The following is a 24,171-nucleotide window of genomic DNA, read 5'->3' on the forward strand; positions in this document are numbered from 1 at the left end:
CCGCTCAGGGTTAGTCAGGACCTAAGCCGAGGCCGACAGGCGTAGGCGATGGACAACAGGTTGATATTCCTGTACCACCTCTTTATCGTTTGAGCAATGGAGGGACGCAGAAGGATAGAAGAAGCGTGCGATTGGTTGTGCACGTCCAAGCAGTTAGGCTGATAAGTAGGCAAATCCGCTTATCGTGAAGGCTGAGCTGTGATGGGGAAGCTCCTTATGGAGCGAAGTCTTTGATTCCCCGCTGCCAAGAAAAGCTTCTAGCGAGATAAAAGGTGCCTGTACCGCAAACCGACACAGGTAGGCGAGGAGAGAATCCTAAGGTGTGCGAGAGAACTCTGGTTAAGGAACTCGGCAAAATGACCCCGTAACTTCGGGAGAAGGGGTGCTTTCTTAACGGAAAGCCGCAGTGAATAGGCCCAAGCGACTGTTTAGCAAAAACACAGCTCTCTGCGAAGCCGTAAGGCGAAGTATAGGGGGTGACACCTGCCCGGTGCTGGAAGGTTAAGGAGAGGGGTTAGCGTAAGCGAAGCTCTGAACTGAAGCCCCAGTAAACGGCGGCCGTAACTATAACGGTCCTAAGGTAGCGAAATTCCTTGTCGGGTAAGTTCCGACCCGCACGAAAGGTGTAACGATTTGGGCACTGTCTCAACCAGAGACTCGGTGAAATTATAGTACCTGTGAAGATGCAGGTTACCCGCGACAGGACGGAAAGACCCCGTGGAGCTTTACTGTAGCCTGATATTGAATTTTGGTACAGTTTGTACAGGATAGGCGGGAGCCATTGAAACCGGAGCGCTAGCTTCGGTGGAGGCGCTGGTGGGATACCGCCCTGACTGTATTGAAATTCTAACCTACGGGTCTTATCGACCCGGGAGACAGTGTCAGGTGGGCAGTTTGACTGGGGCGGTCGCCTCCTAAAGTGTAACGGAGGCGCCCAAAGGTTCCCTCAGAATGGTTGGAAATCATTCGTAGAGTGCAAAGGCATAAGGGAGCTTGACTGCGAGACCTACAAGTCGAGCAGGGACGAAAGTCGGGCTTAGTGATCCGGTGGTTCCGCATGGAAGGGCCATCGCTCAACGGATAAAAGCTACCCCGGGGATAACAGGCTTATCTCCCCCAAGAGTCCACATCGACGGGGAGGTTTGGCACCTCGATGTCGGCTCATCGCATCCTGGGGCTGTAGTCGGTCCCAAGGGTTGGGCTGTTCGCCCATTAAAGCGGTACGCGAGCTGGGTTCAGAACGTCGTGAGACAGTTCGGTCCCTATCCGTCGTGGGCGTAGGAAATTTGAGAGGAGCTGTCCTTAGTACGAGAGGACCGGGATGGACGCACCGCTGGTGTACCAGTTGTTCTGCCAAGGGCATAGCTGGGTAGCTATGTGCGGAAGGGATAAGTGCTGAAAGCATCTAAGCATGAAGCCCCCCTCAAGATGAGATTTCCCATAGCGTAAGCTAGTAAGATCCCTGAAAGATGATCAGGTTGATAGGTTCGAGGTGGAAGCATGGTGACATGTGGAGCTGACGAATACTAATAGATCGAGGACTTAACCATATAATATGAAGCAATGTTATCTAGTTTTGAAAGAATATAAAAAACTTGTTGACTTTAAAAGTTAAATGAGTTACAATAATTCTTGTCTTAAATGAATACAGTCTGGTAATGATGGCAGAGAGGTCACACCCGTTCCCATACCGAACACGGAAGTTAAGCTCTCTAGCGCCGATGGTAGTTGGGACCTTGTCCCTGTGAGAGTAGGACGTTGCCAGGCAAATGGAGGATTAGCTCAGCTGGGAGAGCACCTGCCTTACAAGCAGGGGGTCGGCGGTTCGATCCCGTCATCCTCCACCATTTAGCCGACTTAGCTCAATTGGTAGAGCAACTGACTTGTAATCAGTAGGTTGGGGGTTCAAGTCCTCTAGTCGGCACCAGTTTTAATTTTGAGAGCCATTAGCTCAGTTGGTAGAGCATCTGACTTTTAATCAGAGGGTCGAAGGTTCGAATCCTTCATGGCTCACCATTTTAATGAAATATGCGGGTGTGGCGGAATTGGCAGACGCACTAGACTTAGGATCTAGCGCCTTTGGCGTGGGGGTTCGACTCCCTTCACCCGCACTTTTAATAAAATATCTCAAACATGTCTTGCGGAAGTAGTTCAGTGGTAGAATACAACCTTGCCAAGGTTGGGGTCGCGGGTTCGAATCCCGTCTTCCGCTCCAATTTTCAATATGACATGCCGGGGTGGCGGAACAGGCAGACGCACAGGACTTAAAATCCTGCGGTGGGTGACCACCGTGCGGGTTCGACCCCCGCCCTCGGCACCATATGCGCCCGTAGCTCAATTGGATAGAGCGTTTGACTACGGATCAAGAGGTTAGGGGTTCGACTCCTCTCGGGCGCGTTTTCTTTCGGGAAGTGGCTCAGCTTGGTAGAGCACCTGGTTTGGGACCAGGGGGTCGCAGGTTCAAATCCTGTCTTCCCGATACTTGTTTGGGGCCTTAGCTCAGCTGGGAGAGCGCCTGCCTTGCACGCAGGAGGTCAGCGGTTCGATCCCGCTAGGCTCCACCATTAGTTCTTTGAAAACTGAACGAAACAAACAACGTGAAACGTCAATTTTTATTTTTAGATGCTAGACAAACTAACTTTATTGGAGAGTTTGATCCTGGCTCAGGATGAACGCTGGCGGCGTGCCTAATACATGCAAGTCGAGCGAATGGATTAAGAGCTTGCTCTTATGAAGTTAGCGGCGGACGGGTGAGTAACACGTGGGTAACCTGCCCATAAGACTGGGATAACTCCGGGAAACCGGGGCTAATACCGGATAACATTTTGAACTGCATGGTTCGAAATTGAAAGGCGGCTTCGGCTGTCACTTATGGATGGACCCGCGTCGCATTAGCTAGTTGGTGAGGTAACGGCTCACCAAGGCAACGATGCGTAGCCGACCTGAGAGGGTGATCGGCCACACTGGGACTGAGACACGGCCCAGACTCCTACGGGAGGCAGCAGTAGGGAATCTTCCGCAATGGACGAAAGTCTGACGGAGCAACGCCGCGTGAGTGATGAAGGCTTTCGGGTCGTAAAACTCTGTTGTTAGGGAAGAACAAGTGCTAGTTGAATAAGCTGGCACCTTGACGGTACCTAACCAGAAAGCCACGGCTAACTACGTGCCAGCAGCCGCGGTAATACGTAGGTGGCAAGCGTTATCCGGAATTATTGGGCGTAAAGCGCGCGCAGGTGGTTTCTTAAGTCTGATGTGAAAGCCCACGGCTCAACCGTGGAGGGTCATTGGAAACTGGGAGACTTGAGTGCAGAAGAGGAAAGTGGAATTCCATGTGTAGCGGTGAAATGCGTAGAGATATGGAGGAACACCAGTGGCGAAGGCGACTTTCTGGTCTGTAACTGACACTGAGGCGCGAAAGCGTGGGGAGCAAACAGGATTAGATACCCTGGTAGTCCACGCCGTAAACGATGAGTGCTAAGTGTTAGAGGGTTTCCGCCCTTTAGTGCTGAAGTTAACGCATTAAGCACTCCGCCTGGGGAGTACGGCCGCAAGGCTGAAACTCAAAGGAATTGACGGGGGCCCGCACAAGCGGTGGAGCATGTGGTTTAATTCGAAGCAACGCGAAGAACCTTACCAGGTCTTGACATCCTCTGAAAACCCTAGAGATAGGGCTTCTCCTTCGGGAGCAGAGTGACAGGTGGTGCATGGTTGTCGTCAGCTCGTGTCGTGAGATGTTGGGTTAAGTCCCGCAACGAGCGCAACCCTTGATCTTAGTTGCCATCATTAAGTTGGGCACTCTAAGGTGACTGCCGGTGACAAACCGGAGGAAGGTGGGGATGACGTCAAATCATCATGCCCCTTATGACCTGGGCTACACACGTGCTACAATGGACGGTACAAAGAGCTGCAAGACCGCGAGGTGGAGCTAATCTCATAAAACCGTTCTCAGTTCGGATTGTAGGCTGCAACTCGCCTACATGAAGCTGGAATCGCTAGTAATCGCGGATCAGCATGCCGCGGTGAATACGTTCCCGGGCCTTGTACACACCGCCCGTCACACCACGAGAGTTTGTAACACCCGAAGTCGGTGGGGTAACCTTTTTGGAGCCAGCCGCCTAAGGTGGGACAGATGATTGGGGTGAAGTCGTAACAAGGTAGCCGTATCGGAAGGTGCGGCTGGATCACCTCCTTTCTATGGAGAATTGATAAGCGCTGCTTATCAATATAAGTTTCCGTGTTTCGTTTTGTTCAGTTTTGAGAGAACTATCTCTCATATATAAATGTATGTTCTTTGAAAACTAGATAACAGTGTAGCTCATATTTTTTAATTTTTAGTTTGGTTAAGTTAGAAAGGGCGCACGGTGGATGCCTTGACACTAGGAGTCGATGAAGGACGGGACTAACGCCGATATGCTTCGGGGAGCTGTAAGTAAGCTTTGATCCGAAGATTTCCGAATGGGGAAACCCACTATACGTAATGGTATGGTATCCTTACCTGAATACATAGGGTATGGAAGACAGACCCAGGGAACTGAAACATCTAAGTACCTGGAGGAAGAGAAAGCAAATGCGATTTCCTGAGTAGCGGCGAGCGAAACGGAACATAGCCCAAACCAAGAGGCTTGCCTCTTGGGGTTGTAGGACATTCTATACGGAGTTACAAAGGAACGAGGTAGACGAAGCGACCTGGAAAGGTCCGTCGTAGAGGGTAACAACCCCGTAGTCGAAACTTCGTTCTCTCTTGAATGTATCCTGAGTACGGCGGAACACGTGAAATTCCGTCGGAATCTGGGAGGACCATCTCCCAAGGCTAAATACTCCCTAGTGATCGATAGTGAACCAGTACCGTGAGGGAAAGGTGAAAAGCACCCCGGAAGGGGAGTGAAAGAGATCCTGAAACCGTGTGCCTACAAATAGTCAGAGCCCGTTAATGGGTGATGGCGTGCCTTTTGTAGAATGAACCGGCGAGTTACGATCCCGTGCAAGGTTAAGCTGAAGAGGCGGAGCCGCAGCGAAAGCGAGTCTGAATAGGGCGTTTAGTACGTGGTCGTAGACCCGAAACCAGGTGATCTACCCATGTCCAGGGTGAAGTTCAGGTAACACTGAATGGAGGCCCGAACCCACGCACGTTGAAAAGTGCGGGGATGAGGTGTGGGTAGCGGAGAAATTCCAATCGAACCTGGAGATAGCTGGTTCTCCCCGAAATAGCTTTAGGGCTAGCCTTAAGTGTAAGAGTCTTGGAGGTAGAGCACTGATTGAACTAGGGGTCCTCATCGGATTACCGAATTCAGTCAAACTCCGAATGCCAATGACTTATCCTTAGGAGTCAGACTGCGAGTGATAAGATCCGTAGTCAAGAGGGAAACAGCCCAGATCGCCAGCTAAGGTCCCAAAGTGTGTATTAAGTGGAAAAGGATGTGGAGTTGCTTAGACAACTAGGATGTTGGCTTAGAAGCAGCCACCATTTAAAGAGTGCGTAATAGCTCACTAGTCGAGTGACTCTGCGCCGAAAATGTACCGGGGCTAAATACACCACCGAAGCTGCGAATTGATACCAATGGTATCAGTGGTAGGGGAGCGTTCTAAGTGCAGTGAAGTCAGACCGGAAGGACTGGTGGAGCGCTTAGAAGTGAGAATGCCGGTATGAGTAGCGAAAGACGGGTGAGAATCCCGTCCACCGAATGCCTAAGGTTTCCTGAGGAAGGCTCGTCCGCTCAGGGTTAGTCAGGACCTAAGCCGAGGCCGACAGGCGTAGGCGATGGACAACAGGTTGATATTCCTGTACCACCTCTTTATCGTTTGAGCAATGGAGGGACGCAGAAGGATAGAAGAAGCGTGCGATTGGTTGTGCACGTCCAAGCAGTTAGGCTGATAAGTAGGCAAATCCGCTTATCGTGAAGGCTGAGCTGTGATGGGGAAGCTCCTTATGGAGCGAAGTCTTTGATTCCCCGCTGCCAAGAAAAGCTTCTAGCGAGATAAAAGGTGCCTGTACCGCAAACCGACACAGGTAGGCGAGGAGAGAATCCTAAGGTGTGCGAGAGAACTCTGGTTAAGGAACTCGGCAAAATGACCCCGTAACTTCGGGAGAAGGGGTGCTTTCTTAACGGAAAGCCGCAGTGAATAGGCCCAAGCGACTGTTTAGCAAAAACACAGCTCTCTGCGAAGCCGTAAGGCGAAGTATAGGGGGTGACACCTGCCCGGTGCTGGAAGGTTAAGGAGAGGGGTTAGCGTAAGCGAAGCTCTGAACTGAAGCCCCAGTAAACGGCGGCCGTAACTATAACGGTCCTAAGGTAGCGAAATTCCTTGTCGGGTAAGTTCCGACCCGCACGAAAGGTGTAACGATTTGGGCACTGTCTCAACCAGAGACTCGGTGAAATTATAGTACCTGTGAAGATGCAGGTTACCCGCGACAGGACGGAAAGACCCCGTGGAGCTTTACTGTAGCCTGATATTGAATTTTGGTACAGTTTGTACAGGATAGGCGGGAGCCATTGAAACCGGAGCGCTAGCTTCGGTGGAGGCGCTGGTGGGATACCGCCCTGACTGTATTGAAATTCTAACCTACGGGTCTTATCGACCCGGGAGACAGTGTCAGGTGGGCAGTTTGACTGGGGCGGTCGCCTCCTAAAGTGTAACGGAGGCGCCCAAAGGTTCCCTCAGAATGGTTGGAAATCATTCGTAGAGTGCAAAGGCATAAGGGAGCTTGACTGCGAGACCTACAAGTCGAGCAGGGACGAAAGTCGGGCTTAGTGATCCGGTGGTTCCGCATGGAAGGGCCATCGCTCAACGGATAAAAGCTACCCCGGGGATAACAGGCTTATCTCCCCCAAGAGTCCACATCGACGGGGAGGTTTGGCACCTCGATGTCGGCTCATCGCATCCTGGGGCTGTAGTCGGTCCCAAGGGTTGGGCTGTTCGCCCATTAAAGCGGTACGCGAGCTGGGTTCAGAACGTCGTGAGACAGTTCGGTCCCTATCCGTCGTGGGCGTAGGAAATTTGAGAGGAGCTGTCCTTAGTACGAGAGGACCGGGATGGACGCACCGCTGGTGTACCAGTTGTTCTGCCAAGGGCATAGCTGGGTAGCTATGTGCGGAAGGGATAAGTGCTGAAAGCATCTAAGCATGAAGCCCCCCTCAAGATGAGATTTCCCATAGCGTAAGCTAGTAAGATCCCTGAAAGATGATCAGGTTGATAGGTTCGAGGTGGAAGCATGGTGACATGTGGAGCTGACGAATACTAATAGATCGAGGACTTAACCATATAATATGTAGCAATGTTATCTAGTTTTGAAGGAATATACCTTCAATAGTTTGGTGATGATGGCAGAGAGGTCACACCCGTTCCCATACCGAACACGGAAGTTAAGCTCTCTAGCGCCGATGGTAGTTGGGACCTTGTCCCTGTGAGAGTAGGACGTCGCCAAGCAACTAAAACACGAGTCAAATGACTCGTGTTTTTTCGTGTTTTATTTTATAATCCATAGTAATAAAAAATGTGTTTAAAGTATTCATATTTTGTTTAAATACAGGGGAATGTGGCTAGGATAGTGAATAAGCAAAAGAGTTGCAAATTTTATTAATACGTATATAATTAAAGTCAAAGATAGTCAAAGTCAATAAAGGTGGCGGATAAATGAGAAATATATCTGATATCATTGAGCAATATCTAAAGCAAGTTATTGACTTAAGTAATAATAATGTGATTGAAATCAAGAGAAATGAGATTGCGGATCGATTCGAGTGCGTACCATCTCAAATCAATTATGTAATCAATACCCGTTTTACGTTAGAAAGAGGATTTGTAGTAGAAAGTAAACGTGGTGGAGGAGGTTACATTCGCATTATAAAAGTCAAACTGCATGACGATATAGATATTATTGATCAAATGCTTCATATGATTGATCATAGCGTTGCGCAAGGGAATGCAGAAAGTATGATTATACGTTTAATAGAAGAGGGAATTATAACAAATCGTGAAGCGAAACTGATGTTAAGCGTAATAGATCGTTCTGTATTATCAATGGATGTTCCTTCTCGAGATGAACTTAGGGCTCGAATATTATGCGCAATGTTAAGAACACTGAAATATAAATAAATATAACTTTTGTAAAAGATTGATAACTAAGATAAAGCAGTTAAATATTGTAGAAGTTTTGAAAAAGAACATGCACTTTTATTTAAACGGATTCAGGAAAGCGAACAATCTAGTAATGTATGAAAAGTACCATGAGATAGAGCGTTCCTGTTGTAAAGGTGGGGATAGTGATGACTTGTCAAAACTGTAATATAAGACCAGCAACTTTACATTATACAAAAGTAATTAACGAGAAGAAGGCGGAAGTTCATCTTTGTGAGCAATGTGCAGAGCAAAGTGGCTATACGTCTTTCTTTCCATCATCGCAGTCTAACTTTTCATTTCATGATTTATTTGCTGGTTTATTACACGGTGAATCAACAATGTTTGAAGAAGGAAAAAATGGATTTTCAAATGCAGATATAGTAAGATGTCCAGATTGTAAGATGACATATGAACAATTTACAAAAGTCGGACGTTTTGGCTGTTATTCTTGTTACGATACATTTAAGGAGCATTTAAAGCCATTATTAAAACGCCTTCACGGTGGGCATACAGAACATTGTGGGAAAATTCCGGAACGTATAGAAGGAAATATCCACTTAAAGAAAGAATTAGATGAACTAAAACTTATTCTGAAACAATACGTACAGAAAGAGGAATTTGAGAAAGCTGCAGAAGTAAGAGATAAGATCCGAGGTCTTGAAATACAGCTTAGTGAGCATAGAGAGGGGGAATAGTTCTATGTCACTGGACAAAATTATGAACGAAGCAATTAGTCCATGGATGAAGGGGGATGGCCCTGATTCTGATATTGTTTTAAGTAGTCGAATTCGTTTGGCTCGTAACTTTAAACAATATCAATTTTCCACTATGCAAAACGAAGAAGAAGCTAAACAGATTCATGAATTATTCAAAAAGAAATTCATAAATAAAGCAGTAGGGTCTTTTGGGGAGTTTGGACTATTAAAGATGAATGAATTAACCCCTCTTCAAAGGAGAGTTTTAGTCGAAAAGCATTTAATTAGTCCAAATCTTGCAGGGACAGAATATGGAGCATGTCTACTATCAGAAAGTGAACATATTAGTGTTATGCTTAATGAAGAAGACCATATTCGGATTCAGTGCCTATTTTCAGGATTACAGTTATCAGAGGCACTTCAAAGTGCCAATCAAATAGATAATTGGATTGAGAAAGAAGTTGAATACGCTTTTGATGAATCACTTGGATATATTACGAGTTGTCCTACTAATGTTGGCACAGGGTTAAGAGCTTCTGTGATGATACATTTACCGGGACTGGTTTTAACAAAAAGAATTAGCCGTATTATACAAGTAATTCAAAAATTAGGGTTAGTAGTAAGAGGAATATACGGTGAAGGTAGCGAAGCGTTAGGTAATATATTTCAAGTTTCAAATCAAATGACGCTAGGAAAGTCTGAAGAAGATATTATTGCAGATTTAAAGAGTGTCATTCAACAAATTATACAGCAAGAAAAAATGGCTAGAGAATTAATTGTACAAAATTCAAGTATTGAACTTGAAGATAAGGTTTATCGTTCTTACGGCATACTAGCAAACAGTCGTTTAATTCAATCTGCAGAAGCAGCCAATTGCTTATCAGATGTACGACTTGGTATTGATCTAGGATATATAAAAGGTATATCGAGAAATATTTTGACTGAGCTAATGGTTCTTACGCAACCAGGTATTTTACAACAATACGCAGGTGGACCTTTAGGGCCAGAAGAAAGAGATTATCGAAGAGCAACCTTAATCCGTGAGCGATTACGTATTGAAAAAAACTAAGCGCAAGTAGGAGGCGATTTCTATGATGTTTGGAAGATTTACAGAAAGAGCACAGAAAGTGTTAGCTTTATCTCAAGAGGAAGCAATTCGTATTGGGCATAATAATATTGGAACAGAACATATTTTACTTGGGCTTGTACGCGAAGGTGAAGGAATTGCAGCAAAAGCATTAATTGCTCTTGGATTAAGTCCAGAGAAAGTTCAAAAAGAAGTAGAAGCGTTAATTGGGCGAGGAACAGAAGCTTCTCAAACTGTACATTATACACCTCGTGCTAAAAAGGTTATTGAATTATCTATGGATGAAGCGCGTAAGCTAGGCCATTCTTACGTTGGAACAGAACACATTTTACTCGGTTTAATCCGTGAAGGTGAAGGTGTAGCCGCACGTGTTTTAAATAATTTAGGTGTAAGTCTAAATAAAGCAAGACAACAAGTGTTACAACTTCTTGGAAGTAATGAAGCTAGTTCAGGTCATCAAGGTGGTTCAGCAACAAATGCAAATACACCGACACTGGACAGTTTAGCAAGGGACTTAACAGTTGTTGCACGTGAAAATCGCTTAGACCCTGTTATTGGACGCGGTAAAGAAATTCAACGTGTAATTGAGGTATTAAGCCGTAGAACGAAAAATAACCCAGTATTAATTGGTGAGCCTGGTGTAGGTAAAACGGCAATTGCAGAAGGATTAGCACAGCAAATTGTAAATAATGAAGTTCCTGAAACTTTAAGAGATAAGCGTGTTATGACACTAGATATGGGTACAGTGGTAGCTGGAACAAAATATCGCGGTGAATTTGAAGATCGTTTAAAGAAAGTGATGGATGAAATTCGCCAAGCAGGCAATATTATTCTATTTATTGATGAGCTTCATACATTAATTGGTGCAGGTGGAGCAGAAGGTGCAATCGATGCATCGAATATTTTAAAACCATCTTTAGCACGAGGAGAGCTACAATGTATTGGGGCAACAACTTTAGATGAGTATCGTAAATATATTGAAAAAGACGCGGCTTTAGAAAGACGTTTTCAACCAATTCATGTTGATGAGCCAAGTTTAGAAGAATCGATTCAAATCTTGAAAGGTTTACGTGATCGTTATGAGGCGCATCACCGTGTATCTATTACAGATGACGCTATTGATGCAGCTGTAAAACTTTCAGATCGTTATATTACAGATCGCTTTTTACCGGATAAAGCAATTGATTTAATTGATGAAGCTGCTTCAAAAGTTCGCTTACGTTCTTATACAACACCACCAAACTTAAAAGAGCTTGAAGTGAAGCTTGAGGAGATTCGAAAAGAAAAAGATGCAGCTGTACAAAGTCAAGAATTTGAAAAGGCTGCATCCTTACGTGATATGGAGCAACGCTTACGTGAGAAGTTAGAAGATACAAAACGTCAATGGAAAGAGCAACAAGGAAAAGAAAATTCAGAGGTTACGGTAGAAGATATTGCAAATGTCGTTTCTACATGGACGCGTATCCCAGTTTCTAAACTTGCACAAACAGAGACTGATAAATTATTAAATTTAGAATCCATTCTTCATGATCGTTTGATTGGTCAAGATGAAGCAGTAGTAGCAGTAGCAAAAGCTGTTCGTCGTGCAAGAGCAGGATTAAAAGATCCGAAGCGCCCGATTGGTTCATTTATTTTCTTAGGACCAACAGGTGTAGGTAAAACAGAACTTGCAAGAGCACTAGCAGAATCTATGTTCGGTGATGAAGATGCAATGATTCGCATCGATATGTCAGAGTATATGGAGAAGCATTCTACTTCCCGTTTAGTTGGTTCTCCTCCAGGATATGTTGGATATGAAGAAGGTGGACAATTAACAGAGAAAGTTCGTCGCAAGCCATATTCAGTTGTATTATTAGATGAGGTAGAGAAAGCTCATCCGGATGTATTTAATATTCTACTACAAGTATTAGAAGATGGTCGTTTAACAGATTCTAAAGGACGTACAGTTGATTTCCGTAATACAATTGTTATTATGACGTCTAACGTTGGTGCCGAGGCGTTAAAACGTAACAAACATCTTGGATTTAATGTCCAAGATGAAAGCCGTGATTATTCGGATATGAAAGGTAAAGTAATGGATGAGTTGAAAAAGGCATTTCGTCCAGAATTCTTAAACCGTATTGATGAAATTATCGTATTCCATATGCTTGAGAAAAAACATATTCAAGAGATTGTAACTCTTATGGTAAATCAGTTAGTAAATCGCTTAAAAGAACAAGAAATCGAATTGCACTTAACGGAAGGGGCAATTTCAGCTATTGCAGATAAAGGATTTGATCGTGAGTATGGCGCTCGTCCACTTCGCAGAGCAATTCAGAAACATGTAGAAGATAGACTATCAGAAGAACTTTTAAAAGGTGCTATTGAGAAAGGACAAAAAGTTATCTTTGATGTAGAAGGAGAATCATTTGTCATTCATAGTGCGGAAAAGGTAAAATAAGTATAGACAAACAAAGAGGGCTACGCGATAGCCCTCTTTCTTGTACGAGAAGGATAAACGTTTATAGACGAAAGTGAAGTGAACTATAAAAAGGTATGGCTAAAAAGAAAACGAAATTTATATGTCAAGAATGTGGTTATCAGTCACCAAAATATATGGGTAAATGTCCTGGATGTGGTCAATGGAATACACTTGTTGAAGAAATGGAGCCAGTTGTATCATCTAGGCGCCTTAATTACGCGAATGCAATTCAAACGGAAGTAACAAAACCAAGACGTCTTACCGAAGTAGAAACAAAGTCTGAGGCACGTATTGAAACGGAATTTCAAGAGTTTAATCGTGTGCTTGGTGGTGGAATTGTAGATGGGTCCTTAGTGCTTATTGGTGGAGACCCTGGGATTGGAAAATCAACATTACTATTACAGATTTCATCACAATTAGCAGATTCTTCATATGATGTATTATACATATCGGGTGAGGAGTCGGCAAAGCAGATTAAACTTCGTGCAGATCGTTTGCATGTAAAGGGTAGCAATCTATTTGTTGTAGCAGAGACAGACCTGCAGCGTATTGCAGCACATATTGAAGAGATGAATCCAGCTTTTGTTGTTATTGATTCTATTCAAACGATACATTTACCTGAAGTGACGTCAGCACCAGGAAGTGTGGCACAAGTACGTGAATGTACAGCGGAATTAATGAAACTTGCAAAAACAAAAGGAATCCCTATTTTCATTGTCGGGCATGTGACAAAAGAAGGAGCAATTGCAGGACCTCGTATGTTAGAACATATGGTCGATGCAGTTCTTTACTTTGAAGGAGATCGACACCATACGTATCGTATTTTACGGGCTGTGAAGAACCGTTTTGGTTCCACGAATGAAATGGGTATCTTTGAAATGAAAGAGCTTGGTCTTGCGGAAGTTTTAAATCCTTCTGAAATCTTCCTTGAGGAAAGGCCGGTTGGTGTTGCAGGATCAACAGTAGTTGCTTCAATGGAAGGAACAAGACCGGTTTTAGTAGAAATACAAGCATTAATCTCCCCTACTAGTTTTGGAAATCCTCGAAGAATGGCGACGGGAATTGATCATAACCGTGTTTCGCTTATTATGGCAGTATTAGAAAAAAGAACAGGTTTACTATTGCAAAATCAAGATGCATATTTAAAAGTAGCTGGTGGTTTGAAATTAGACGAACCGGCAATTGATTTAGCAGTGGCTTTAAGTATAGCCTCAAGTTTTAGGGATAAATCTACGGCACCAACTGATGCAGTAATAGGAGAAGTAGGATTAACTGGAGAAATAAGAAGAGTATCAAGAATCGAACAACGTGTACAAGAAGCGGCTAAATTAGGATTTCAACGTGTTATTATTCCTAGAAAAAACTTAGGAGGATGGACAATTCCGGATGGGATTGAGGTTGTAGGTGTTTCTAATTTAGGAGAAGCGCTTCGTTTGACATTAGGAGGCTAGGCTATGGAAGAAAATAAGCAACGTGTCAAAAGTATGATTAATATTTTACAGCTCGTGGCCCCAGGAACACCACTGCGTGAAGGGATAGATAATGTACTTCGCGCACAAACAGGGGGGCTAATTGTTCTTGGATATAATGAGCAGATTAAAAGTATTGTGGATGGTGGTTTTCACATTAATTGTGCATTCTCTCCTGCTAGTTTATATGAATTAGCAAAAATGGACGGGGCACTTATTTTAAATGAAACGGGAAGTAAAATTTTAATAGCGAATGCACAGTTAGTTCCAGAGGCATCTATTGATTCTATTGAAACCGGTATGCGTCACCGAACAGCAGAACGTGTAGCGAAGCAGACGGGCAGCCTTGTTGTGGCCATTTCACAAAGACGTAACGTAATTACGCTATATCAAGGGAACTTACGTTATACACTAAAAGATATAGGGGTTATTTTAACAAAGGCAAACCAAGCTATTCAAACGTTAGAAAAATATAAGGCTGTATGGAATGATGGTATTACGAATTTGGGCATTCTAGAATTTGAAGAGGTCGTTACAATGTCTGAGGTAGTTCACGTTTTACATAGTGTTGAAATGGTACTGCGTATTAAAAATGAAATATTGAGCTATATTCATGAGCTAGGAACAGAAGGTAGGTTAATTCGTTTACAGCTTACAGAATTACTAGCTGATTTAGAAGCAGAGGCAGCATTGTTAATTAAAGATTACCATCAGGAGAAAACACAAGACCATCATCAAATTTTGAAAAAGTTACAGGACCTTGCAAATACACAACTTTTAGAGGATAGTGATTTAGTTAAATTACTTGGCTATCCAGGGCAAACCAGTTTAGAAGAAAGTGTGACGCCAAGGGGATATCGAATTACAAGCAAAATCTCTCGTGTTCCGCCACTTATCATTGAAAATTTAATTAATCGATTCAAAACGTTGCAAGGAGTTTGTCGCGCGACTATTCATGAATTGGATGATGTGGAAGGAATTGGGGAAGTAAGGGCGAAGAAAATACGAGAAGGCCTAAAAAGAATTCAAGAGCATCTCTATATGAGTAGACACAATTAAGAATATTACATTGATTCCATAATATAACGACACTAGAACATTTTTGGTATATGATATGATATATTGGTAAATAAAACTATTTATAAAAAAAAACACGTCCGCTTTTGCATTCGGCGTTTTGATTAGCGAAACAATGGTTAATAATGAGTAGGAGGTGGTTGGATGTTAAAACGGATCGTACAGCTCTTCTTTCTAGTAATCGGGGGAGCGTTAGGGATTTACTTAATCCCAAAAGTTATTAATGTATTAGACATCGGTGCTGTTCCTTTATTGGAAGGATCTTATGTTCGTGCGATTATTGGTGCAATTATTTTATTTTTAACAACATTTTGGCTTGTAGATTATATTGTTCAACTTATTAAGCATATTGAAGAGGCTCTTGTAAAGGCGCCTGTAGCAGATGTTTTATTTGGTACATTAGGATTGATCTCTGGTCTTATTGTTGCATATTTAATTTTAATACCGATTCGTGAATTTACAATTCCGGTTATTAGTACGGTGTTGCAAGTGTTCTTCACTCTTTTACTTGGATATTTAGGATTCCAAGTAGGATTTAAAAAGAGGAATGAATTGCTAGGATTATTTACATTACCCCAACGCGGAGGTAAGAAGAAAAATAATAGTGAGAACGAAGAGGTAGAAGCAGAAAAATCTACGACTCATTGGAAAATTCTCGATACGAGTGTAATTATCGATGGACGTATTGCTGATATTTGCCAAACGAAGTTTTTGGAAGGAACAATTGTGATTCCACAATTCGTATTAGAAGAGCTTCAGCATATTGCCGATTCTTCCGATGCTTTAAAGCGTAATCGTGGTCGCAGAGGACTAGACATTTTAAATCGTATTCAAAAAGAGATGCCGATTCCGGTAGAAATTTATGAAGGCGATTTCGAGGATATCCAAGAGGTGGATAGCAAACTTGTAAAGTTAGCAAAAATCACCGGTGGAACTGTAGTAACGAATGATTTCAACTTAAATAAAGTTTCTGAATTACAAGGAGTAACGGTGTTAAACATTAATGATTTAGCTAATGCAATTAAACCAGTTGTACTCCCTGGCGAAGAATTAAATGTTTATGTTGTGAAAGATGGTAAAGAGCAAAACCAAGGTGTTGCGTACTTAGATGATGGTACGATGATTGTAGTAGAAGATGGTAGAGAGTATGTAGGTTCGCAACTTAATGTACTGGTTACTAGCGTATTACAAACATCGGCTGGTCGTATGATTTTCGCAAAACGTAAATTATTAGAAAAAGCATTATAGGTAGAGGATTATTAATATGTATACATTAATTATTCCGGCAGCCGGCCAAGGAAAGCGGATGGGTGCTGGCAAAAATAAGTTGTTCTTACTTATAAACGAAGTACCGATTATCGTTCATACATTACGTGCTTTTGAAAGAGATAAAGAGTGCAAAAGTATTGTTATGGCAATTAACGAAGAGGAACGCCCGTATTTTGAGGAATTAATGCAGAAGTATCCGATTGAAAAACAGGTACAATTTATTCAGGGTGGAGCCGAAAGACAAGATAGTGTATATAACGCGATTCAGCATGCGAGTGATGTTGAATACGTTCTTGTACATGACGGAGCGCGCCCATTCGTAACGAATAAAGTGATTCAAGACGTATTAACAGCAGCAGAAAAATATGGAGCTTCCATTTGTGCAGTGCCAGTAAAGGATACAGTTAAGAAAGTAGAGCAAGGTGTTGTTGTCGAAACGGTAGAACGATCTCAGCTTAAGGCTGTACAAACACCGCAAGGGTTCTCTGTTTCTCTTTTGTTAGAAGCTCATAGAAGTGCAAAACAGAGTTGTTTTCTTGGTACAGATGATGCAAGTCTCGTGGAACGTATTGGTAAGCAAGTAGGTGTAGTAGAGGGGAGTTACTATAATATTAAAGTGACGACTCCAGAGGATTTGCTAATTGCTGAAAGTTTCCTTCATGTTCAGAAAAAATAGCCGTGATGGTGTATAACAAAGGAAAGCTCGGCAATGGCCGGGCTTTTCTTTGTAGGGATATCAATATAATATAGAGTCATAAAGCTCAGTGGTTTAGCTCAAGGAGGATGTAAAGAATGTTTCGAATTGGACAAGGTTTTGATGTGCATGAATTTGCGGAAGGTAGACCGTTAATTATTGGCGGAATTACAATTCCACACGAGAAAGGATTAATCGGTCATTCAGATGCAGATGTATTGTTACATACGATTGCTGATGCATGTTTAGGTGCCATTGCAGCAGGAGATATTGGAAAGCATTTTCCTGATACAGACCCAGCTTTTAAAGATGCAGATTCAGCTGTATTGTTACAAAAAGTTTGGGAATTTGTGCGTGAACAAGGTTACGAGTTAGGGAACTTAGATTGTACAATTATTGCTCAAAAGCCAAAAATGGCACCGCATATTGAAAGTATGCGTAAACGTATTAGTGAACTGTTAGAAACGTCTATAGATAACATTAATGTAAAGGCAACAACAACAGAGAAATTAGGATTTACAGGTAGAGAAGAAGGAATTGCTTCTCAAGCAGTGGTATTATTACAGAAAAAATAATGGTTTTTAATTCGTAAGATGGATAATCACATTTTTTTGTTGTACAATTATAGAATGTGTAGACATTAAGAATGGAAGGTGTACCAATTATGGAAAAGCAAGTGAGAGTGCGCTATGCGCCAAGTCCAACAGGACACTTACATATCGGAAATGCGCGTACGGCATTATTTAATTATTTATTTGCTCGTCATTTAGATGGCAAGTTTATTATTCGTATTGAAGATACTGATGTAAAACGTAACGTGGCTGGTGGAGAAGAAAGCCAATTAAAATACTTGAAATGGCTCGGTATGGACTGGGATGAAGGTGTTGATGTTGGTGGTGAATTTGGACCATATCGTCAAACAGAGCGTTTAGATATTTATAAAAAATTATATCTAGATTTATTAGAGCGTGGTTTAGCTTACAAATGTTATATGACAGAAGAAGAGCTAGAAGCAGAGCGTGAAGGACAAATTTCTCGTGGTGAAACACCTCGTTATGCAGGTAACCACCGTGATTTAACTGAAGAACAAATGAAAGAATTTGAAGCTGAGGGACGTATTCCAAGTATTCGTTTCCGTGTACCAGCTGATCGTGATTACACATTTAAAGATATCGTAAAAGATGAAGTAGCATTCCATTCAAATGATTTCGGTGATTTCGTTATCGTGAAAAAAGATGGAATTCCAACTTATAACTTTGCGGTAGCAGTAGATGATCACTTAATGGAAATTACACATGTACTTCGTGGTGATGACCATATTTCAAATACGCCAAAACAAATGATGATTTATGAAGCTTTCGGTTGGGATATCCCGCAATTTGGCCATATGACTTTAATTGTAAATGAAAGCCGTAAAAAATTAAGTAAGCGTGATGAATCTATTATTCAATTTATTGAGCAATATAAAGAGCTTGGATATCTTCCAGAAGCAATCTTTAACTTTATTGCACTACTAGGTTGGTCGCCGGTAGGAGAAGAAGAAATCTTCTCTAACGAAGAGTTTATCAAAATGTTCGATGCAGCTCGTTTATCAAAATCACCTGCATTATTTGATTCTCAAAAATTAAAATGGATGAACAACCAATATATGAAAAAGCAAGATTTAGATACGGTGGTAGAATTAAGCTTACCGCATCTAGTGAAAGCTGGACGTATAGGTGAAACTTTAAGTGAACAAGAGCAAGCTTGGATTCGTGATGTAATTGCGTTATATCATGAACAAATGAGTTTTGGAGCTGAAATTGTAGAGCTTTCTGAAATGTTCTTCAAAGATCATGTTGATCATGAAGAAGAAGGACAAGAAGTATTAAAAGGTGAACAAGTACCAGAAGTACTTCGTGCATTTGCTGGTCAAGTAGAAGCACTAGAGGCGATGGAACCAGCAGCAATTAAGGCGGCTATTAAAGCAGTTCAAAAGGAAACAGGTCATAAAGGTAAAAACTTATTTATGCCAATCCGTGTTGCAACTACTGGTCAAACACATGGCCCAGAGCTTCCTAATGCTATTGCACTTCTTGGAAAAGAAAAAGTTTTAAATCGTCTTCAAAAAGTAATTGGTTAACATTTTCTAGGTTTAGAAATATAATAAGTATACTTAAAACCTAATAAGGAAAAGCGACGAGAAGGAGAAGTAGAAAATCAGGCTTTTTACAGAGAGAACCACCTTTAGGCTGGAAGTGGTTTATAAGCGGGTTTTTGAAATGCCCCTTCGAGTCTTCTGCTGAACAGCAAAATGTTTTGTGAAACATCTTAAGGCGTTAAAGTAAGCAGAAGCGGTGTACACCGTTATCAGAGATGAGTTTGAGGCTTTTTTAGCCTAAACAGAGTGGAACCGCGCTTAAAAGGCGTCTCTGTCAATATGACAGAGGCGTCTTTTTTTATACCGTAAAACTGGGTATGAGTATAAATTTTATCTACGTGTATAAAGATTTAGGGAGATAAGTAGGGAGTTAGTTCACTCGAAAAAGCAGCCCATAAAGGGGAGGGAACATCGATGTTTAAGAGGCTTCGGGAAGATATTGAAGTCGTTTTTGAACAGGATCCAGCGGCAAGAGGTTATTTCGAAGTCATTTTAACTTACTCTGGATTACATGCAGTTTGGGCTCATCGAATTGCACATGCTTTTTATAAAAGGGATTTTTTCTTTCTTGCACGTTTTGTTTCACAAGTTAGTCGTTTTTTTACTGGCATTGAGATTCATCCAGGAGCAACTATTGGTCGACGCTTTTTCATAGACCATGGAATGGGAGTTGTAATTGGAGAAACTTGTGAAATTGGTGATAATGTAACAATTTATCAAGGGGTTACATTAGGTGGTACAGGAAAAGAAAAAGGCAAGAGGCATCCAACAATTCAGGATAATGTATTAATTGCGACGGGTGCTAAAGTCCTTGGTTCTATTACTGTGGGAGAGAATTCTAAAATCGGGGCAGGGTCTGTCGTATTAAAAGAAGTTCCTGCACATTCTACAGTTGTAGGTATACCTGGCCGAGTCGTTATTCAAAATGGAGTAAAGATTGGTCAAGAATTAAATCACTCTGACCTTCCGGATCCAATTTTTGATAAATTAAAGGCTATGGAAGTAGAACTTGATAAATTGAAGAAACAACTGGAAGTAAAGGTAGAAAGGAAGGATAAAAATGACTATTCACATTTATAATACGTTAACACGTCAAAAAGAAGAGTTTGTTCCATTAGAAGAAAATAAGGTAAAGATGTATGTATGCGGACCTACAGTCTATAACTACATTCATATTGGCAATGCAAGACCTCCTATGGTATTCGATACAGTACGTCGCTATCTAGAATATAAAGGGTACGATGTGCAATACGTATCGAACTTTACGGACGTAGATGATAAATTAATTAAAGCGGCAAATGAATTAGGTGAAGATGTACCGACAATTGCTGATCGTTTTGTTGAAGCGTACTTTGAAGATGTAACAGCGCTAGGTTGCAAACACGCAACAGTCCATCCTCGTGTAACAGAAAATATGGATATCATTATTGAATTTATTCAAGAACTTGTGAATAAAGGGTATGCATACGAATCAGAGGGAGATGTGTACTTTAAAACGAAGGAATTCGAAGGTTACGGTAAATTATCACATCAACCAATCGCAGATTTACGTCACGGTGCTCGTATTGAGGTGGGGGAAAAGAAACAAGACCCTCTTGATTTTGCTTTATGGAAAGCTGCGAAAGAAGGAGAAATCTTCTGGGAAAGCCCTTGGGGGCAAGGGCGTCCAGGGTGGCATATTGAATGCTCAGCAATGGCACGTAAGTACTTAGGGGATACAATTGACATTCATGCTGGTGGTCAAGACTTGGCGTTCCCGCATCATGAAAATGAAATTGCGCAGTCGGAAGCATTGACTGGAAAAACGTTTGCACGTTACTGGATGCATAATGGATATATTAATATTAACAATGAGAAGATGTCTAAATCGCTTGGTAACTTTATTTTAGTTCACGATATTATTAAGCAATACGACCCACAGTTAATTAGATTCTTTATGTTATCAGTACACTATCGTCATCCGATTAACTTTAGTGAAGAGTTATTACAAAGTACGAATAATGGGCTGGAAAGAATTAAAACAGCTTATGGAAACTTAAAGCATCGTATGGAAAGCAGTACGGATTTAACAGACCATAATGAGAAATGGTTAGTTGAAATAGAGAAATTCCAGACTGCATTTGAAGAGGCAATGAATGATGACTTTAACACTGCGAATGCAATTACCGAATTATACAATGTAGCCAATCATGCAAATCAATATTTACTTGAAGAGCATACATCTAAAGTTGTGATCGAAGCATACGTAAAACAATTGGAAACGTTATTTGATATTTTAGGATTAGAATTAACGCAAGAAGAATTGCTGGATGAAGAAATTGAAGAACTTATCCAAAAGCGCATTGAGGCTCGTAAAAATCGCGATTTCGCATTGTCTGATCAAATTCGTGACGATTTAAAAGGACGTAATATTATTTTAGAAGATACCGCTCAAGGTACAAGATGGAAAAGAGGATAAGGATGATTGATGCAAAGCAATTAAACAGCTTGGCGTTAGCGTATATGGGTGATGCGGTATATGAACAATATATCCGCTATCACCTCCTTCAAAAAGGAAAGGTTCGCCCTAATCAATTACATCGCTTAGGGACGAGCTTTGTTTCAGCAAAAGCACAGGCGAAAGTTGTTTATCATTTATTAGAGACGTCGTTTTTGACAGAGGAAGAAGAGGCGGTATTAAGAAGAGGACGTAATGCAAATTCAGGTACGGTTCCGAAAAATACGGATGTACAAACATATCGACATAGTACAGCCTTTGAAGCGCTAATTGGTTATCATCATTTATTAAATAACCGTGAAAGATTAGACGAAATTGTATATAAGGCAATTGCAGTTTTAGAAGAAAAGGAAGGGGGCACATCATCATGAGTAGTGAATATATTATCGGACGTAACCCTGTAATTGAAGCGTTACGATCAGGGAGAGATATTAATAAAATTTGGATCGCAGAAGGTGCTGCCAAAGGACAAGTGCAGATTGTACTAGCGTTAGCGAAAGAGAATAAGGTTATTTTACAACATGCACCAAAGAAAAAGTTAGATCAATTAGTTGAGGGTAATCATCAAGGTGTAATCGCTCAAGTAGCTGCATATCAGTATGCGGAGTTAGAAGATTTATTCAAAGTGGCAGAAAAACGTAATGAAGATCCATTCTTCTTAATTTTAGATGAGATTGAAGATCCGCATAACTTAGGTTCTATTATGCGTACTGCTGATGCGACAGGAGCTCATGGGATTATTATTCCAAAGAGAAGGGCTGTGGGGCTTACAGCGTCAGTTGCGAAAGCATCAACAGGAGCAATTGAATACATTCCTGTTGCACGCGTAACGAACTTATCCCGTACAATTGATGAATTAAAAGAACGTGGACTTTGGATTGCTGGTACAGATGCCAAAGGAAAAACGGATTATCGTAATTTAGATGGTAAAATGCCGATTGGGTTAGTAATTGGTAGTGAAGGAAAAGGTATGAGCCGTATTATTGGTGAAAAGTGTGATTTCCTAATCACTCTACCGATGGTTGGTAAAGTTACATCCTTAAATGCTTCCGTAGCCGCAAGTTTGTTAATGTATGAGGTATATCGTAAACGTCACGAAATTGGTAAATAAAAGATGAACGATATTTTAATCGTTGACGGTTACAACATTATCGGAGCTTGGGGAGATTTGAAGAAACTGCGGGATGTAGATTTACAATCATCAAGAGATGCACTTATTGATAAGATGGCGGATTATCAAGGTTATACAGGCACAAAAGTGATGATAGTCTTTGATGCCTATACAGTACATGGTATTGAAAAAAAGATGAAACAATCTCGTGTGGAAGTAATATTCACACGAAAGAATCAAACTGCAGATGAAAAGATAGAGCAACTTGCGATAGAGCTTAGAAATATAAATACACGAATATATGTTGCGACTTCTGATTACACGGAACAATGGGTTATATTTGCGCAAGGTGCCCTTCGGAAATCTGCGCGTGAATTAGAGTTGGAAGTACAGGCAATGGAGCAACAAGTAAGAAGGCGTACAAAAGACACGAAAGAACAGCAACCCGCCATGCGAAAGATATTTAGTAAAGATATTACAGAAAAATTAGAAAAATTAAGAAGAGGAGAGCGTTGAAGCATTGACGCTCTTTGTCTTTTTACTGTATAATATTGCTAAATAAATAGCGGTCGGAGGGATCAAGGTGGAAGCAGGCTTCGTAAGTGTAGGCGACGTTACATTTCGTGATTTAGAGGATGAGGCAATCGTTGAGTTAGTTCGAAAAGGTAATACTGACGCTCTAGAATATTTAATTCACAAGTATAAGAACTTTGTTCGCGCGAAATCAAGATCTTACTTTTTAGTGGGTGCCGATCGAGAAGACATTGTTCAAGAAGGTATGATAGGGTTGTTTAAAGCAATTCGTGATTATAAAGAGGACAAGCTGTCTTCATTCAAAGCATTTGCTGAACTGTGTATCACTCGACAAATTATTACCGCTATTAAAACGGCAACAAGACAAAAACATATTCCCTTAAATTCATATGTGTCTTTAGATAAGCCGATTTACGATGAGGAATCTGATCGAACATTATTGGATGTTATTTCTGAAGCGAAGGTAACTGATCCTGAAGAGATGATTATTAGCCAAGAAGAATATACAGACATAGAATCAAAAATATCAGAATTATTAAGCGATTTAGAAAGAAAAGTACTTTCTTTATATCTAGATGGGCGTTCTTATCAAGAGATTTCAGAACAGTTAAACAGACATGTGAAATCTATTGATAACGCTTTACAGCGGGTGAAGAGGAAATTGGAACGATATATGGAAATGCGAGAAAGTACAACTTTAAATTCATAACAAATAACAAGTGCAACAGGTGTAAAATAAATCACCTGTTTTCTTTTGTAGAGCGTACAAAATGCATGTCATTGACATTGTCTTTTATTGTATGATACATTTTTAGGGACATAATGTTACAAGGTTGGTGTAACTAATGAGGAAAAAAGTTGTACTCTCATGTGAAGAGTGTAAAAATCGAAACTACTCTACTATGAAAGATACGAGCTCAATAGAGCGACTTGAAATAAAAAAGTTTTGTAAAACATGCAATCAGCATACAGTTCACAAGGAAACAAAATAAATAATTGAAATAATACACTGGAGGTCC

Annotated in this window: 17 protein-coding genes, 9 tRNA genes, 5 rRNA genes and 1 other annotated feature (1 of these 32 running past the window's edge); all 31 genes read left to right on the plus strand. The window is 41.3% G+C overall.

The features are described 5' to 3' along the window. Positions 1 to 1,550, plus strand: a 23S ribosomal RNA gene (locus tag NZ044_RS00440) (it extends 1,372 nt beyond the left edge of the window). 101 nt (positions 1,551 to 1,651) lie between these two features. After that, positions 1,652 to 1,767 (plus strand): 5S ribosomal RNA (gene rrf / locus NZ044_RS00445). A gap of 4 nt (positions 1,768 to 1,771) precedes the next feature. Beyond that, a tRNA-Val gene (locus NZ044_RS00450) sits at positions 1,772 to 1,847 on the plus strand. Between the two features lie 4 nt (positions 1,848 to 1,851). Beyond that, positions 1,852 to 1,927 (plus strand) — tRNA-Thr (locus tag NZ044_RS00455). Positions 1,928 to 1,940: 13 nt separating this feature from the next. Continuing rightward, positions 1,941 to 2,016 (plus strand) — tRNA-Lys (locus NZ044_RS00460). Between the two features lie 14 nt (positions 2,017 to 2,030). Next, positions 2,031 to 2,111, plus strand: a tRNA-Leu gene (locus tag NZ044_RS00465). A 29-nt stretch (positions 2,112 to 2,140) separates the two neighbouring features. Next, positions 2,141 to 2,215: transfer RNA gene (locus NZ044_RS00470), tRNA-Gly, on the plus strand. Between the two features lie 16 nt (positions 2,216 to 2,231). Next, positions 2,232 to 2,320, plus strand: a tRNA-Leu gene (locus tag NZ044_RS00475). A gap of 3 nt (positions 2,321 to 2,323) precedes the next feature. Further along, positions 2,324 to 2,397: transfer RNA gene (locus tag NZ044_RS00480), tRNA-Arg, on the plus strand. A gap of 8 nt (positions 2,398 to 2,405) precedes the next feature. Then, positions 2,406 to 2,479, plus strand: a tRNA-Pro gene (locus tag NZ044_RS00485). Between the two features lie 9 nt (positions 2,480 to 2,488). Beyond that, positions 2,489 to 2,564, plus strand: a tRNA-Ala gene (locus tag NZ044_RS00490). A gap of 76 nt (positions 2,565 to 2,640) precedes the next feature. Continuing rightward, a 16S ribosomal RNA gene (locus NZ044_RS00495) occupies positions 2,641 to 4,192 on the plus strand. Positions 4,193 to 4,338: 146 nt separating this feature from the next. Next, positions 4,339 to 7,260 (plus strand): 23S ribosomal RNA (locus tag NZ044_RS00500). Between the two features lie 49 nt (positions 7,261 to 7,309). Next, positions 7,310 to 7,425: ribosomal RNA gene (gene rrf, locus NZ044_RS00505) — 5S ribosomal RNA — on the plus strand. The 16S, 23S and 5S rRNA genes sit together here with 9 tRNA genes alongside, the layout of an rRNA operon. A gap of 207 nt (positions 7,426 to 7,632) precedes the next feature. After that, positions 7,633 to 8,094, plus strand: a complete 462-nt coding sequence (ctsR, locus tag NZ044_RS00510) for a transcriptional regulator CtsR (protein WP_001244560.1) — start codon at positions 7,633 to 7,635, stop codon at positions 8,092 to 8,094. A 170-nt stretch (positions 8,095 to 8,264) separates the two neighbouring features. Then, on the plus strand, positions 8,265 to 8,813 hold the full coding sequence (locus NZ044_RS00515) for a UvrB/UvrC motif-containing protein (RefSeq protein WP_000128376.1): 549 nt from the start codon (positions 8,265 to 8,267) through the stop codon (positions 8,811 to 8,813). A gap of 4 nt (positions 8,814 to 8,817) precedes the next feature. Further along, entirely contained in the window at positions 8,818 to 9,882 is a 1,065-nt protein-coding gene (locus tag NZ044_RS00520; protein WP_000050837.1) for a protein arginine kinase, read from the plus strand. 22 nt (positions 9,883 to 9,904) lie between these two features. Beyond that, on the plus strand, positions 9,905 to 12,340 hold the full coding sequence (gene clpC / locus NZ044_RS00525) for an ATP-dependent protease ATP-binding subunit ClpC (protein ID WP_000971173.1): 2,436 nt from the start codon (positions 9,905 to 9,907) through the stop codon (positions 12,338 to 12,340). 95 nt (positions 12,341 to 12,435) lie between these two features. Further along, entirely contained in the window at positions 12,436 to 13,812 is a 1,377-nt protein-coding gene (gene radA, locus NZ044_RS00530; RefSeq protein ID WP_001085199.1) for a DNA repair protein RadA, read from the plus strand. A gap of 3 nt (positions 13,813 to 13,815) precedes the next feature. Then, positions 13,816 to 14,889 (plus strand): DNA integrity scanning diadenylate cyclase DisA, encoded by a 1,074-nt coding sequence (disA, locus tag NZ044_RS00535; RefSeq protein WP_000392164.1) that lies wholly within the window; start codon positions 13,816 to 13,818, stop codon positions 14,887 to 14,889. 162 nt (positions 14,890 to 15,051) lie between these two features. Further along, positions 15,052 to 16,155 carry a PIN/TRAM domain-containing protein gene (locus NZ044_RS00540; protein ID WP_000919681.1) on the plus strand — a complete coding sequence of 368 codons (1,104 nt, stop codon included), beginning with the start codon at positions 15,052 to 15,054 and terminating at the stop codon, positions 16,153 to 16,155. Between the two features lie 16 nt (positions 16,156 to 16,171). Then, positions 16,172 to 16,852, plus strand: a complete 681-nt coding sequence (ispD, locus tag NZ044_RS00545; protein ID WP_000288312.1) for a 2-C-methyl-D-erythritol 4-phosphate cytidylyltransferase — start codon at positions 16,172 to 16,174, stop codon at positions 16,850 to 16,852. A 116-nt stretch (positions 16,853 to 16,968) separates the two neighbouring features. After that, positions 16,969 to 17,445, plus strand: coding sequence for a 2-C-methyl-D-erythritol 2,4-cyclodiphosphate synthase (gene ispF / locus NZ044_RS00550; protein ID WP_000488386.1), 477 nt, complete (start codon positions 16,969 to 16,971; stop codon positions 17,443 to 17,445). 89 nt (positions 17,446 to 17,534) lie between these two features. Continuing rightward, on the plus strand, positions 17,535 to 18,992 hold the full coding sequence (gene gltX, locus NZ044_RS00555) for a glutamate--tRNA ligase (RefSeq protein WP_086402715.1): 1,458 nt from the start codon (positions 17,535 to 17,537) through the stop codon (positions 18,990 to 18,992). Between the two features lie 47 nt (positions 18,993 to 19,039). Then, positions 19,040 to 19,286, plus strand: a binding site (T-box leader). 138 nt (positions 19,287 to 19,424) lie between these two features. Beyond that, the gene (gene cysE, locus NZ044_RS00560; RefSeq protein WP_000476495.1) at positions 19,425 to 20,090 is read left to right on the plus strand and encodes a serine O-acetyltransferase; all 666 of its coding nucleotides are present in this window, start codon (positions 19,425 to 19,427) and stop codon (positions 20,088 to 20,090) included. Further along, positions 20,071 to 21,468: a cysteine--tRNA ligase gene (gene cysS / locus NZ044_RS00565; RefSeq protein WP_000152279.1), complete on the plus strand. Its 1,398-nt coding sequence runs from the start codon at positions 20,071 to 20,073 to the stop codon at positions 21,466 to 21,468. The genes cysE and cysS overlap by 20 nt, the downstream gene beginning before the upstream one ends. A gap of 2 nt (positions 21,469 to 21,470) precedes the next feature. Beyond that, entirely contained in the window at positions 21,471 to 21,878 is a 408-nt protein-coding gene (locus NZ044_RS00570; RefSeq protein ID WP_000564265.1) for a Mini-ribonuclease 3, read from the plus strand. Beyond that, positions 21,875 to 22,618 (plus strand): 23S rRNA (guanosine(2251)-2'-O)-methyltransferase RlmB, encoded by a 744-nt coding sequence (gene rlmB / locus NZ044_RS00575; protein ID WP_000093762.1) that lies wholly within the window; start codon positions 21,875 to 21,877, stop codon positions 22,616 to 22,618. The genes NZ044_RS00570 and rlmB overlap by 4 nt, the downstream gene beginning before the upstream one ends. 3 nt (positions 22,619 to 22,621) lie before the next feature. After that, positions 22,622 to 23,134, plus strand: a complete 513-nt coding sequence (locus tag NZ044_RS00580) for an NYN domain-containing protein (protein WP_000997887.1) — start codon at positions 22,622 to 22,624, stop codon at positions 23,132 to 23,134. A gap of 67 nt (positions 23,135 to 23,201) precedes the next feature. Then, entirely contained in the window at positions 23,202 to 23,861 is a 660-nt protein-coding gene (locus tag NZ044_RS00585) for an RNA polymerase sporulation sigma factor SigH (protein ID WP_000387198.1), read from the plus strand. A 136-nt stretch (positions 23,862 to 23,997) separates the two neighbouring features. Then, positions 23,998 to 24,144: a 50S ribosomal protein L33 gene (gene rpmG / locus NZ044_RS00590; RefSeq protein ID WP_014481927.1), complete on the plus strand. Its 147-nt coding sequence runs from the start codon at positions 23,998 to 24,000 to the stop codon at positions 24,142 to 24,144. Positions 24,145 to 24,171: the final 27 nt, after the last annotated feature.

Source organism: Bacillus sp. FSL K6-1338, assembly GCF_038006965.1.
Classification (GTDB): Bacteria; Bacillota; Bacilli; order Bacillales; family Bacillaceae_G; genus Bacillus_A; species Bacillus_A thuringiensis_S.